The sequence below is a fragment of the Pseudomonas sp. MPFS genome, assembly GCF_022537035.1.
In the GTDB taxonomy this organism is placed as follows: Bacteria; Pseudomonadota; Gammaproteobacteria; order Pseudomonadales; family Pseudomonadaceae; genus Aquipseudomonas; species Aquipseudomonas sessilinigenes.
Map to the genome: position 1 here is coordinate 3,341,255 of NZ_CP066123.1, position 13,840 is coordinate 3,355,094.

9 protein-coding genes are annotated in these 13,840 nt (G+C 61.3%); 7 read left to right on the plus strand and 2 right to left on the minus strand.

Annotation, left to right across the window (positions count from 1 at the left end; genetic code table 11):
* Positions 1-2: 2 nt before the first annotated feature.
* Positions 3-1,400: a hypothetical protein gene (locus I9018_RS15570; RefSeq protein ID WP_241110030.1), complete on the minus strand. Its 1,398-nt coding sequence runs from the start codon at positions 1,398-1,400 to the stop codon at positions 3-5.
* 853 nt (positions 1,401-2,253) lie between these two features.
* On the opposite strand from I9018_RS15570, the gene asnB reads away from it, so the two are divergent.
* The 6 genes from asnB (at position 2,254) to I9018_RS15600 (ending at position 10,730) form a co-directional block, all read left to right on the plus strand.
* Complete coding sequence (gene asnB, locus I9018_RS15575; protein ID WP_241110031.1) at positions 2,254-4,119, plus strand: asparagine synthase (glutamine-hydrolyzing); 1,866 nt, start codon at positions 2,254-2,256, stop codon at positions 4,117-4,119.
* Between the two features lie 48 nt (positions 4,120-4,167).
* On the plus strand, positions 4,168-5,031 hold the full coding sequence (locus I9018_RS15580; RefSeq protein WP_241110032.1) for a TauD/TfdA family dioxygenase: 864 nt from the start codon (positions 4,168-4,170) through the stop codon (positions 5,029-5,031).
* A complete protein-coding gene (locus I9018_RS15585) occupies positions 5,028-7,112 on the plus strand; it encodes a GNAT family N-acetyltransferase (protein ID WP_241110033.1) in 2,085 nt (694 codons plus the stop codon). The genes I9018_RS15580 and I9018_RS15585 overlap by 4 nt, the downstream gene beginning before the upstream one ends.
* Positions 7,099-8,061: a DMT family transporter gene (locus I9018_RS15590; protein WP_068576936.1), complete on the plus strand. Its 963-nt coding sequence runs from the start codon at positions 7,099-7,101 to the stop codon at positions 8,059-8,061. The genes I9018_RS15585 and I9018_RS15590 overlap by 14 nt, the downstream gene beginning before the upstream one ends.
* On the plus strand, positions 8,058-9,317 hold the full coding sequence (locus I9018_RS15595; RefSeq protein WP_241110034.1) for an ATP-grasp domain-containing protein: 1,260 nt from the start codon (positions 8,058-8,060) through the stop codon (positions 9,315-9,317). The genes I9018_RS15590 and I9018_RS15595 overlap by 4 nt, the downstream gene beginning before the upstream one ends.
* A 108-nt stretch (positions 9,318-9,425) precedes the next feature.
* Complete coding sequence (locus I9018_RS15600; RefSeq protein ID WP_068576940.1) at positions 9,426-10,730, plus strand: MFS transporter; 1,305 nt, start codon at positions 9,426-9,428, stop codon at positions 10,728-10,730.
* 255 nt (positions 10,731-10,985) lie between these two features.
* Here I9018_RS15600 and I9018_RS15605 read toward each other — a convergent pair whose 3' ends face one another.
* Positions 10,986-11,816 carry an alpha/beta hydrolase gene (locus tag I9018_RS15605; RefSeq protein ID WP_022644483.1) on the minus strand — a complete coding sequence of 277 codons (831 nt, stop codon included), beginning with the start codon at positions 11,814-11,816 and terminating at the stop codon, positions 10,986-10,988.
* A 530-nt stretch (positions 11,817-12,346) separates the two neighbouring features.
* Between I9018_RS15605 and I9018_RS15610 the strand changes: the two genes are divergently transcribed.
* A complete protein-coding gene (locus I9018_RS15610) occupies positions 12,347-13,792 on the plus strand; it encodes a tetratricopeptide repeat protein (RefSeq protein WP_241110035.1) in 1,446 nt (481 codons plus the stop codon).
* Positions 13,793-13,840: the final 48 nt, after the last annotated feature.

The following is a 13,840-nucleotide window of genomic DNA, read 5'->3' on the forward strand; positions in this document are numbered from 1 at the left end:
GTCTAGAGGCGGGCTTGCGCGCAGGTTGCGGCGCAGTCCGTGGGTACACGCACAGGCTCTTGCACGTATTCGATGGACTGCGCGGGCGTACTGGCCAACGCAGTGACCAGTGGTTGCAGCGGCTGCAGCCGTGCCGGTCCGTAAAACTGGTAGAAGGCGACAGCAGCCTCCGGATCGCCTGTGAGCAGGGCATCGGCCAGGACCCGGGCCAGCGAACGCAAGCCGGCGAGCAAGGCGCCGTGATCGACCAGCAGTTGCACGGGCTGCCCATCTTCATGCTGCAGCGTCAGGGCGCCGAGCTGGACGAAATAAGACAATTGCAGGTACATCCCGTCGCAGTCGGGGAAGAGTCCGAGCCCACGGTTCAGATAACGCAGGCACTCGCCCAAGTAGTATTCGAGCACCTGCTCGGGCGGGATCTGCAGCGCGGGTGCCCAGACCTGGGCGAGGATCAGGATGCCGAAAACATCCGCTGCGACTTCTTGCAACACCACCGAGGCCCAGCGATTGGCGTTGTTCAACGGCGAGTAGGTGGTCTCCTGGCGATGGACGAAATGGCCCAGTTCATGGCTGAGCACACCCAGTGTCGGGATGCGGCGAAAAGGCTCGCTCGCCGCGTCATGCTGGGCTCCGGTGGCCAGAAACCGGCGCGCCAGCGGCGCCGCCAGGTGCTCGACCATCGCGGCGTGGGTGTTCGCAAAGTAATAGGTCTTCTTGAACGGCGAGCGCTTGACGCCTTCGTCCTCCGGGAGGAAATAGGCAATATGCTTGGGGTGCAGGTTGCCTTCGCCGGCCATGAAAAACAGATCGGTGGCGGCGAAGGAGGGCACATCGCCCAGCCGCAAATGGGTATGCAGGCCCTTGAGGTATGCGGGCACTTGATCCACCAGCGCCATGGCCAGCTCCACGTCCCTTTGCCGGGCGGGATTGAGCTGGCAGCCGAAGGCGCTTGGCAACCCTCCTGTCTGTTTGCCATACCAGGTTGCCAACTGCCCGCTGACCAGCGCGACCTCTTCTTGCAGGCCGGCGAGGGTCTTGAGTATTTCGTCGTCGTAGCCGTGCTCGATGGCCTTGGCCCTGAGCAGCAGGGCTTGGCGATCATGGGGGCGCTGCAGATGGTCGCCCAGGGCGCGCAAGGCCTGGGCCACGGCGCGCGGATCGCTGAAACGGGTCCGTTCTGGCACGCCGTGCAGCTTGGCGTCGCGCCATTGCTCATCAATCACGGTCTTGAGCGCGTCCAGGCGTTCTTGCCAGGCATCGCCCATGGCAGGGTTCGCGGGGGTCAGGTCGAGCGAAGTCAGGTGATAACTGTCAGCCGGGGGCCAGAACGTATTGCGATAACCATGATAAGTACTGGCCCTGGCAAGGTTTTCCGAATAGTCGAACCGATTTACGCTCATAATTCCCTCTACGTGCTGAAGTACGCCAGCGCACACTTCGCCATCAGACAGGCGCGGGTGTGCACGGCTATTTGAACGGGCGGTGTTACGCAACCTGCGCATTAATACCGGCGACGATGCAATGGATGGCGATCTAGATACGCAGATTAAATCGGCATGGTCTGGATTGACTGGCGGACGCTAGCCACGCTGGCACTAACGCCCCAATGCAACCAAGTAAGGGCGGTGCTGCATTAATGGCCGATAGGGATAGATGATGTGCAGATGTATATCCATATACATTCCTTTACTCACATTCCATGTAAAAGTGTGGAACACGGGGCACCACGCTGCTTGTTGTGGAGCATAACAGCGATTTTTTTTGGGCCACAAGTAGGGGGAACTAAAAAAAACCAGCTGACGGCAAGGGTTTCGCAGTGCCGATCAAGAAACTCCTTAAATATTATAAAGTTGCTCGGCCAATAATATTTCCTGCGGTTTCTTTTGATATCACCGTCTACGCCGTGCTACGCGCGCGCCGTTTAAATGGATATTGGCCCTATATTTACTTGCACTTTTTTAGTGCGAGATTAACCCGTCAAGAGTTGCTGTGCGCCATCTTGGTGCTTTTTAGTAAATTATGCGATGGCATAAATAATCTTAAGTAATAGCCACCTCTTTTTTGGTTATTTAGACATTCAAAAAGACACTTGTCGCCGATGTATGGCTTGAAGTACTTTGTGCCCGGCTAGACAAATAGATCAAACAACAAGAACTGATCTACTTCGGTCCGTAGGCCGCGCACATTGATCTACATGGAGACGGTTACGCCAATAAAGGCGTTGCCCAGTAGGTAATTCGAAAGGAGCGTCATATGAGCGGCATGGCCGGTTGGGTCGACCTGCGTCACGGTGTTGGGCAACAAACGAATCTACCTCGTTCGAAGGTCGCCAGGATTGTCTCGGCGATGATCGCTGCAATGGCCGGGCGTGGTCCTGACGGGCAAGCGGTGTGGCTCGCTCCGGAGCTTGCACTGGGACATTGCCGCACGGTGACTTCGCGCTACGACGGCGAAGAGCAACCCTGGATCGGGGAAATTCGCGGCGCCACCATTGCCATCCTGTACACCGGGCAGATCTACAACGCCGGGCAGTTGCAGCACACGCTCACCGGTCTCGGCCCGGAACCGGACCGCTGGACCTACGCCGAAATCATTCGCCGCGCCTATGCGCAATGGGGAGCCGGCTTCGTCGAGCACCTTGAAGGCATGTTCGCCATTGCCCTTTGGGATAGTCAGAAACGCGAGCTGTTGCTGGCCCGTGATCGCCTCGGCCTGCAACCGCTGTATTACACGTTGACCGATGGCGGCATCATTTTCGCCAGCGTGCCCACGGCCATCGAGGCCCACCCTCAATTTACCGCCAGGCTGGACACGAGCGCGCTGGCCATCGTGCTGCAACCACGCATGGCACTGCCCGGCGAAACCCCACTGCAAGGTTTGCACGAACTGCCACCGGCCACTGTGCTGAGCTTCAGCGAACGCGGCCAGACGCAAAAGCGCTATTGGCGGCTGGAGAGTGCCCCGCACACCGCTACTTTCGAGCAGACCGCGGAGCAGGTACGCGCGCTGCTCGAGGGGGTTGTGGCGCGCCAGTACGAACATGAAGTGCCCAGCGCAGCGATGCTGTCCGGCGGCATCGACTCCACGTCGGTTGCCGCGTTGGTGATGAAACAACTGGCGGCTCGGGGCGCTGGGGCTGCACTCGATACCTTTTGCCTGAAATTCGACACCGACGAAGATGCCTTTACCTCAACCGAGCTGCGGCCGGACATCGATGCACCCTTCGCCGCATTGGCCGCCGAATACATGGGCACCCGCCATACCACGCTCAGCGCAACCATGCAGGACTTGCTCAATGTCATTCCGGCCACGCGCACAGCCCGTGGATTGCCGGGTTGGGGCCAATTCGATGCATCGATGTACCTGCTGTTCGAACGCATGCGCGGCAATTGCTCGGTGGCATTGACCGGAGAGGCCGCCGACGAGATCTTCGGCGGCTACCCCTACTACTTCAAACCGCAGTTACTGGCCCGGGCACAGTTCCCCTGGCTGGGCGATGGACCGAAGCTGGCCGACTATCTGTCGCCCGCCCTGGCTCCCGCGCAGTGGGTGGCCGAGGATGAACGCGCCCGCTACGACTACTGGCTCAGCCAGGTGCCGCGCCTGCCAGGGGAAAGCGCCGAGGCGGCGCGCATGCGCGAAGTCCTGTTCCTTGGGATGTCCGGACCGTTGTCGGTCATTCTGGATCGCAAGGAACGCATGAGCATGTCCCAGGGCCTGGAGGTGCGGGTGCCATTCTGCGATCCGCAATTGATCCAGTATGTGTGGAACGTGCCGTGGGAAATGAAATCCCGGGGTGGGGTCAAGGGCCTGCTCAAGGCGGCGATGCACGACATCTTGCCGCCGACCACCTTGTCGCGCAAAAAAAGCGCCTACCCGCACATTCAGGATACCGAGTACGACCGGGCGCTGATCAGCGAAGCGCGCTGGATCGCCACGGACCCGAAATCGCCGATTGCCTGGATGTTCGACACCCCGCGCCTGAGTGCGCTGATCGAACAGATCGCGGCCAATCAGCTCAACGCATCAATGCTACCGGGCGGGGCCAGCCCGGCGCATCTGTTGATCCAACTGGTGGAGATGCACCGCTGGATCGTCGACAACCGGGTCGCGGTGTAAGACACGGTCAGCACGGAAGTCTGGCCTTATGCAAATCAAGGAGGCGGCATGCTTGAACTCGTTCCCATTACCGATTCGATCGGCACCGAAGTCCGCGGCATCGATGTCAATTCCAAGCTCAGCGACGACACCATAGAAGCGCTTTACGAGGCCTGGATCAGCAGCACCATCCTGTTGTTTCGCGGACAGTCCATGAGCCCCGAGCAGCAGCTGGAATTCAGTCGCCATTTCGGCGAGCTGGTCAGCTACACACGCTCGCAGTTCAGCGAGAAGACCCAGCCGGAAATCCTCATCCTGTCGAACATCACCAAGGAAGGGAAGCTGATCGGCTCACCCGTCAGCGGCCGGGTCTGGCACACCGACGGCCACTACCTGGAGGTACCGCCGGCAGGGTCGATGCTACATGCATTGGAAATCCCGCCGGAGGGTGGCGACACCTGGTTCGCCAACATGTTTGCCGCCTACGCGGCATTGCCCGATGCGGTCAAACAGCGCATCGAACACCTCAAGGTGGTCATCAGCCGGACCCAGTCGCGGCCCTACAACTATCCCGACCGAGCGGCGCCCTCGGCGCAGGAACTGGCCGACTGGGTCGACGTGGCGCAGCCATTGGTGCGTCGCCATGAGGTCAGTGGGCGCAAGGCACTCTACGCCGGCGGCAATGTGCCGTGGCGCATCGAGGGTCTAGCGCTTGAGGAAAGCGCACCACTGGTCACGTTCATCCAGGAGTTTTCGGTGCAGCCGCAATTTACCTACCGGCACCGCTGGACGCCGGGAGACATCATCCTCTGGGACAACCGCAGCGCCATGCACAAAGCCACGGTGTACGACGATAAATACCGGCGGCTGCTGCATCGCACCACCATCGGCGCCCGCACCGTCGAGTCTCGGGACAGGAAGCGCCAGGCATGAACGAGTACGACTACATCATTGTCGGCGCAGGCGCCGCAGGCTGCGTGCTGGCTGCACGCTTGAGCGAAAACCCGGATATCCGGGTGCTGCTGCTCGAAGCCGGTGCCGAACGCCGCAGCCCCTTGTTATCGATACCCGTAGGCGAAGTCCTGCTGATGGGCAATCCCAAGTACGACTGGTGCTTCGAAACCCGACCGGACCCGACGCTAGGCGGGCGCCGCCTGCAGATTCCCCGGGGGCGCCTGCTGGGCGGGTCGAACCTGATCAACGGCATGATCTTCGTCCGAGGGCAGCGCGAGGACTATGACGAGTGGGCCAGCCAGGGGAATGCGGGCTGGGCCTGGGATGACGTGTTGCCGTATTTCCAACGCCTGGAAACCAGTGTCGACGTGCACGGTGCGGCCCGTGGCCAGCACGGGCCGATCCACGTGGCGCTGCCGCGCGAGCGCGACGAACTGTGTGATGCCTTTCTCGCTGCCGCCACCGAGGCCGGGCACTCGCGCAATCCCGACTACAACAGCGGCGAGCAGGAGGGCTTCGGCTATTACCAGGTCAACCATGATCAGGGACGGCGCTCCTCGGCTTATGGTCGATACCTGCTGCCAGCGCGCCAGCGGGCAAACCTGACGGTCGTCACTGAGGCGCCCGTGCAGAAACTGCGCCTGGAAGGCAAGCGCTGCATTGGCGTCGACTACCTGGCCGGCACATTGCAGTTCGCCAGGGCCCGGCGTGAAGTGATCCTCAGTGCGGGGGTGATCCAGTCGCCACAACTGCTGGAGTTGTCGGGAATTGGGGCACCCTTGGTACTGGAAAAAGCCGGTGTCGCCGTGCAGCACGTGCTGCCCGGCGTCGGTGAGAACTTCCGCGATCACTTCGCCTCCCGGTTGAAGTGGCGCATTCGCCAGAAGATCACCTTCAACGAACGTACGCGCGGCTTTGCGCTGTTCAAGGAAGTCCTGCACTACCTGACGCGCCGGCGCGGTGTGCTGAGCCTGCCCATCGCTCTCGGGCACGGCTTCGTGAAATCCCGCGAGCAAGAGCCGCGGCCCGATCTGCAGTTCCATTTTGCCCCGGCCAGTTATGGTCCCGGCTCCAGTCGGCGGCTGGACACGTTGCCCGGCATGACCGTGGGGTTGTATCCGTTGCGCCCGGAATCCACGGGCAGCATCCACATCCTTTCCAGCAATCCGGCGGTTGCGCCGGCCATCGAGTCGCGCTTCCTGGAACATGAAGAGGATCAGCGGCGGATGATTGCGGGTATGCGTATCTTGCGCGAAATCGCTGGACAACCGGCCTTGCGGGCCTATTGCGACCATGAGTTGTCGCCGGGAAGCAAGGTCGAGTCAGACGAAGAGTTGCTGGCGTTTGCCCGCACCCAGGGCGACACCTCCTACCATCCGGTCGGCACCTGCCGCATGGGCAACGATGAGCTGGCCGTGGTCGATCATCGCCTGCGTGTGCGTGGCCTGCAGGGGCTGCGGGTGATCGACGCATCGATCATGCCGACGATGGTCTCGGGCAACACCAACGCCGCGTCCCTGATGATCGCCGAGAAAGGCGCGGACATGGTGCTGCAGGATTACCCCTCATCGGCAACGTTCGGCCAGGAGCCGTTCAGCATCGACGAAGGCGACCCCGAGGAACAGCAGGTCGCCGCGCTGCTGCAACGTTCGGAAGATTACGCGCGCTCACTGTATCCCGCTGAGAGTGTGCACATGCTCGACGTGGCGCAACTCAAGGCCCCGGGTGTCAGCTTTATCGTCGCCCGCGAATTGCACAGCGGCGAGGTGCTCGGTTGCGGGGCGGTGGTGAGCATCGGTAACGACGAGGCCGAGCTCAAGCGCATGTTCGTTGCCGACAATGCCCGCCGCCGTGGGGTCGGTGTGCGCTTGCTCAAGCGCCTGGAGCAACTGGCCCGGCACAACGGCGCCAGAACGCTGCTGCTGGAAACCGGCGTAAGCCAGCCTGAAGCGATTTCACTCTATCGCCGCGCAGGTTTTCGCGATCGCGGCCCCTTCGCCGATTATCGAGAAGATCCGCTAAGCGTATTCATGGAGAAGACCGTCAATGAACAAGCCTGAAGCAAGCCTGGCCGGCATCGCCACGCCGGTAAGCCGCTGGGGCGGGCGGGCAGGGGTGCTGTACGTGGCTGCGTTCCTGGTACTGGCCAACGCGAACGCGGTCTTTTCCGGCAACCTGCTGCAGCAGCTGCATCCGTTCACCTTCCTGTTCTGGAGTTTCGTCATCACCAGCGGCTTCTTTCTGACGCGCTTGTTGCTCAGTTCCGGTACTCGCGGACTGGCAATCGGCACCAACGCCGCAGGCCCGCTGACCGTGCTGAATTTCACCAGCGCCTTGAACTGGATCGGCTATTTCTACGCCTTGCGCTATATCGAACCGGCGATTGTCAGCGCCATCATGGGCGGACTCGGCCCGGTGAGCACGATCCTGCTGGAGCGAGTGGTGCGTCGCCGGCAGTTGCCGCTTTACACCTACGCGGTGGCGGCGGGCATCCTGTCGGGCACGGCATTGCTGGCCTGGGCGTCGCTGGTGGGGCTGGCGGGGATTCGTCCGATCAACGTCGGTGACACCCTGATCGGCCTCGCCGCGGCGGCAGCCGGTGGTGCGTCCCAGGCGCTGAACACCATCGCCACCAAGCAACTGGGTGAGCGCAGCTGGACCGCCACGCGAATCATGGCCCACCGTTTCTATTTGCTGATCATTGTCGCCGCCGTACTGGCCTACAACGGTCCGGGCCTTGTGATCGCCTCCGGCACGCAAGTCGGCGGCCTGGCGATCGCCACCTTGCTCGGGGTGATCATCCCGTTGTGGTTGCTGCAGCGTGGCATCCTGCTTTCGGAACCCTTTACCGTGGCGGCACTGCTCGCGTGGGCACCGCTGCTCACCTACGTATTCCAAGTATTCGATGCGCGAATCCAGTGGTCGATGACCTCTGCGTTGGGCTGCTCCGTGATCGCCCTGGTCACGGTGTTCGGCACATGGATGAAATTCAAGGGAGACAGAAAATGACACAAGCCAAGGAAAAGATCCTCGTGGTAGTCGATGGTTATTCATCGGGCTCACAGCTGCCGACGCTGATGGCCGAGTCCGGCTGGAAGTGCCTGCACGTGAGCAGCTCGGCCAATCCGCCGGAATACTACCTGCGCACCTACCACAAGAATGAGTACATCGCACACTTCGAGTATCAGGGCGACATCCAGCCGCTGGCCGATGCCGTGGAGGCCTGGCGCCCGGCGGCGGTACTGCCGGGGACCGAGAGCGGGGTGATAGTCGCCGACCTCCTGGCCGCGGCCCTGCGGCTACCGGGCAACGCACCATCGACCAGCCTGGCTCGACGTGACAAATACACCATGCACGAGCGACTCAAGGCTGCCAGCCTGCGCAGCATGGACCACTTCCTGGCTGTCGAGCGCAGTGCCCTGAGCGCCTGGGCCGAGCGCGGCAGCTGGCCGGTGGTGATCAAGCCTCAGGCCAGTGCGGGCACCGATTCGGTGACTTTTTGTGCCGATCAGCGTGAGCTGCTGGAAAGCTTCGACAAGCTGTTCGGTACCGTCAATCAACTGGGTGAACGCAACGACGCGGTCCTGGCGCAGCGCCTGCTGGTTGGCCCGGAGTATTTCATCAACGGCGTCAGTGGCCATGGCAAGCATCTGATCACTGAAATCTGGCGCGCCGACAAGTTGCCGGCACCAGACGGCGGCTGGATCTATGACCGTGCCGTGCTGTTCGATCCCACTTCCCCTGAAATGCGGGAAATCGTCGAGTATGTCCACGGCGTGCTGGACGCCCTGGGCATCCGCTACGGGGCCAACCACACCGAATTGATCGTGACCGCCGACGGCCCGACATTGATCGAGTGTGCCTCGCGGTTGTCCGGCGGGCTAAATCGTCCGGCGGCCAACTACGCGGTCGGCTCCAGCCAGCTGGACCTGGTGGGCAAGCTGGTCAGGGAAGGGGAGTCGGCCATCGATGACATTCTCCAAACCTGGCAACCCCATCGCTATCCGCTGTGGCAGGTGCAGTTCATCTCCAACCAGGAAGGCGTGGTCGCGCGCTCCTCGTACGACGAATTGCTCAAGACGTTCAAAAGCAAGGCCTGGCTGCAGCGTGCGCCGAAAGAAGGCGACACGGTGGTCAAGACCATCGACCTGTTTTCCAGTCCCGGCATTGTGTTCATGAGCCATGCCGACAGCAATGTCCTGCATGAGGACTACAAGACTGTCCGGGAGTGGGAGCGCACCTCGCGCCTGTTCACCGTCCAGTAGCCTTGGGAGGGTGACTGCTGACCGGGCCTGCTCAAGGGCCCGGTACGCCGCCGCATCCAAGCCCCCCGTGCGCGCAGGGTTGCGCGTCTACGTCTGGAAATCATCGCCATGAAGCCAATGGACTCGCCGCGGCAGCAGCGCAGGATGCTGCTGGCCGTAGGGATAGGCACGACCCTGGAATGGTTCGACTTCACCTTGTTCGCGATCTTTTCTCTGTACATCGCCAAGGCGTTCTTCCCGGCCCAGGACCAACTGATGTCGCTGCTGGCCACCTTCGTCACCCTCGCGGTGGGTTTCGTTGCCCGGCCGCTGGGGGCGTTTCTCATCGGTCGCTATGCCGATCGCCACGGACGCAAGAAAGCGCTGATCCTGACCATGAACATGATGGCCGCCAGCACGGTGCTGATTGCCCTGTGTCCCGGCTACAGCATGCTGGGCTATGGCGCCACGGTGCTCTTGGTGGTAGCGCGGATTGTCCAGGGCCTGGCGGCAGGGGGCGAAATCGGCAGTGCGCTGGCCTACCTGTGTGAAGCGGCGCCGGTTTCGCGCCGAGGCTTTTTTACCGCCTTCCAGCAGGTCGCCCAGGCAGGGTCCTTTTTGCTCTGTGGCTTGTTCGCGAGCATCCTGGCAACGCTGCTGACGCCTGAACAGCTTGGCAGTTGGGGCTGGCGTATTCCGTTTGCTTTGGGTGTGCTCATCTATTTTGTCGGTGTCTATGTGCGCCGCACCCTCGACGAGAGCCATGCGTTCCAGGCCCATGCCCGCCAGGGGGTAGAGGTGCCAGCCCGGGAAATCCTCCGGCACTGGCGCAGCCTTGCCCTGGGAATCGGCTTTGTTGCCTTGTGGACGGTGTGCACCCAACTGATCAACTTCATGCCGGCCTACGCCCAGGCCATGCTCAACCTGGATGCCGGGAAAGCCTATTACGGGATCACCCTGGTCGGCTTCATCACCTTGCTCAGCCCGTTGGGTGGCTGGCTGTCGGATCGCTGGGGGCGATACAACGTCATGCTGCTCGGGGCGCTGGGGGTGTTGCTGCTGGCGTATCCGGCATTCCTGGCACTCAAGCACAATCCGCAGGACAGCGGCTTGATGCTGCTGCAAGCCGGGCTGGCCATGTTGATGGTGTTGTACGCCGGCCCGGCGTCGGCAGCGTTGGCCGAACTATTCCCGGTGGCGGTGCGTTCGACGGGCATCAGCGTGGCCTACGCCAGTTCCGTGGTGCTGTTCGGCAGTTTCACACCCACCCTGGTGACTGTGCTCTACCGCTATACCGGCGACCCGATGATGGCGGCGTATTACTTGCTGGCCGCTGCGCTGGTGAGTTTTTTCGCCTTGATGATCGCGTACCAGTCGCAGCTGTCGGCGGCTCGCCAGCGTATGGCCGGTTCGCGGCTGGAACTTGGGGAATAGTTCCTGGGGGGCATTGAGGCATCCATTACTGCGCTTTTATACCTGGAGCATGGGCCAGAAGGTTTTCTGCCCGAATCAACCATCGGGTAAGTTTTACATGAGGCTAAATGCGTTATCCCCAAAACTCATGGGTGTCTTGTCAGCAACGACAAACACTACGCGAGTATTTTCTTCAGAACGGAGCATTTTTAGCATCAAAGCCTAGACCGACCCGCATCCTGCAGGCCGGCAGTGGCTGGAGTACGTGCTATTGCGTCAGGCGTTTATGAACGCCAGCAGGTCGGCATTGACCTGGTCCGCGTGGGTAGTCGGAATGCCGTGCGGCGCTCCTTTATAGGTGTGGAGTGTGCCGTTCTTGACCAACTTGGCAGAGAGCACGCCGGAATCCGCGTAAGGCACGACCTGATCGTCATCGCCATGAATCACCAGGACGGGGATGGAAATAGCCTTCAGGTCCTCGGTGAAATCGGTTTGTGAGAACGCGACGATGCCATCGTAATGCGCTTTTGCGCTCCCCATCATTCCCTGGCGCCACCAGTTCCAGATCACCGCTTCCGATGGCTTGGCGCCTGGGCGGTTATAGCCATAGAAGGGACCTGCGGGAACATCGTAGTAGAACTGGGCGCGGTTAGCCGCGAGCGCGGCTTGGAAACCGTCGAACACGTCTTTGGGCGTTCCACCCGGGTTGCTTGCCGTCTTGACCATCAGTGGTGGAACCGCGCTGATCAGCACGGCTTTTGACACCTTGTCCTGTCCATGTCGAGCGATGTAGCGCACCACTTGCCCGCCACCCGTCGAATGCCCGACATGCATTGCACCTTGGGTCCCGAGCTTCTCGACGACCGCCGCGACATCGTCCGCGTAGTGGTCCATATCATGGCCGTCCCAAACCTGGCTGGAGCGGCCATGGCCACGTCGATCGTGGGCGACCACGCGAAATCCCTTGTTCACGAAGAACAGCATCTGCGCATCCCAGTCGTCTGAACTGAGTGGCCAACCGTGGTGGAAATGGATGACCTTGCCGTCCCGCGGGCCCCAGTCCTTGTAGTAGATCTCAACGCCATCTTTGGTCGTGACAGTGCTCATATTCCGAGTTCCTTCATGATCTGTACTTGTGGATCGAGTGACGCCCAATACCCGGGCGGGGAGTGCAGGTGCATCCCCGATATCTTGGTAACGCCGTTGGACCAGGAATGCGTCCGGGTCTAAGCCTAGTAGTGAAACAAGCGTTATGGCCGGCTCACTGCCTGCGACCGCATCCATCACGGCGATCAGGTCGGCCACTCCGACGCGCCTTGGCAAGACTGCAAGTACTGAACCAGGACTGTAAGTAACCTCTGGCCGCCACTTTTGCTGCGGTTCCCTTGCAAGATTGCGCGCCCTGTCTATCGTTCACGCACTGCACTTGACCCAACACACCAAGATGATCTAAACGACCAAAGGCGGTTTCTGCATGCGACCCAAGGCCGGGAGCCTGGCGGGTCTGCGCTTAACGACACTCGCCAGGCCGGGCAACAGATCGATCTTGGGAGTCCTGCGCTGGAAACAACCGTCAACCAGGCCATTATCGATGCCATGCAACTGAGCCAGAGACTGAAACAATCCCGGGGGTTCGCTTGACGGCACCCGCATCGAGCCCGCGCTACGGAACGGCACAAGCGCCCTCGGCCTTGTGGGCCGCAAAACGCTTTGCGGAGCAGGTGCTGGCGCAGAACGACGAAGGTCATCGGTTGTGCCTGCAAGGCTGTTTCGAGGCCGCCGAAGCCTGCTTTCGATACGCCGTGGAACACCAACCGGACTGGTCCATTGCGCACAACAACCTGGGTTGGGTATCGCAAGCCCAGGGCCGCAACGAAGACGCCATCAGCAGTTACAAGTGCGCCCTGCGCCTGGAACCCGGTTATGTGCTGGCCCGGGCCAATCTGGCCTATCTGCTTGCCCACCTGTATGTGCATCTGGGGCAGTACGACGCCGCGCGGGGGATGTGGCAGGTGCTGGTCGAGCTGTATCCGCAGGATCCTGAAGTGCTGGACAACCTCACGAGCACGGCGCTGCGGGTCAATGACCTTGGCGCAGCGGGACATTGGGCCTTGCGTCATGCCGCGGTCACTCGCGGCAGTACCTGGCACGCGCTGCCAGGCGATATACCCGACGTTCCCAGGCCCGCGCCGAAACTCAGCCGGAGCAAGCTGAGCCATGACCTTGAGCAGATGCGCTACCTGCGTGATCGGCAGTTGATAGGTCCGCAACTGGATGCCGTGATCGACGGCTATGAAACCGCGTTGCAGCGCTTCAACGAGAGCGACAGCCTCTTGCAACAGCAGTTGCTCGCGTCATGGCCACTGTCCTCCACCTACGGTCGAGTCATCCATCATCTGCCGGCCGCACATCTGGATGAAGGTGCGTTGAACGATAGCCCGGCGCTGCGTGGAGCGGAGCAGGATTACCAGCAGAGCCCGCTGGGCATCGTAGTGATCGATGACTTTCTAACACCGCAAGCATTGCAGCAGTTGCAAGCGTTTTGCCTGCAATCCACTGTCTGGCACACCAACCGTTATGCCCATGGCCGCCTGGGGGCGTTCTTCAGGGAAGGCTTCAACTGCCCGTTGCTGCTGCAAGTTGCTGAGCAGATCCAGCAGTACTTTCCCAAGGTGATCGGCACGCGGCATCCGCTGTTGCAACTGTGGGGATTCAAATATGGGCACGACCAGCCGGCGACCTATCCGCATGCCGACTTCGCTGCGGTGAACGTGAATTTCTGGATCACCCCCGACGACGCCAACCTGGACAAGAACTCGGGTGGGTTGGTGATCTACGACGTCGAGGCCCCAATGGACTGGGACTTCGAAACGTACAACCGACAGGGTGATCGGATCGACGCTTTCCTGCGGGCCTCAGGGGCACAGCCGCTGGTGATTCCCTATCGCTGCAATCGTGCGGTCATCTTCAATTCGGACCTGTTTCATGCCACTGCGCCGCTGGCGTTCCGTCCTGGCTACACCAGCGCGCGCATCAACATCACGCTGCTTTACGGTGAACGCGAGCGTGCAGGGCAGGGATAGTAGGGAGTGCAGGCGTGCCCGGCACCTTGCGATACCAGGCTGGCGTGC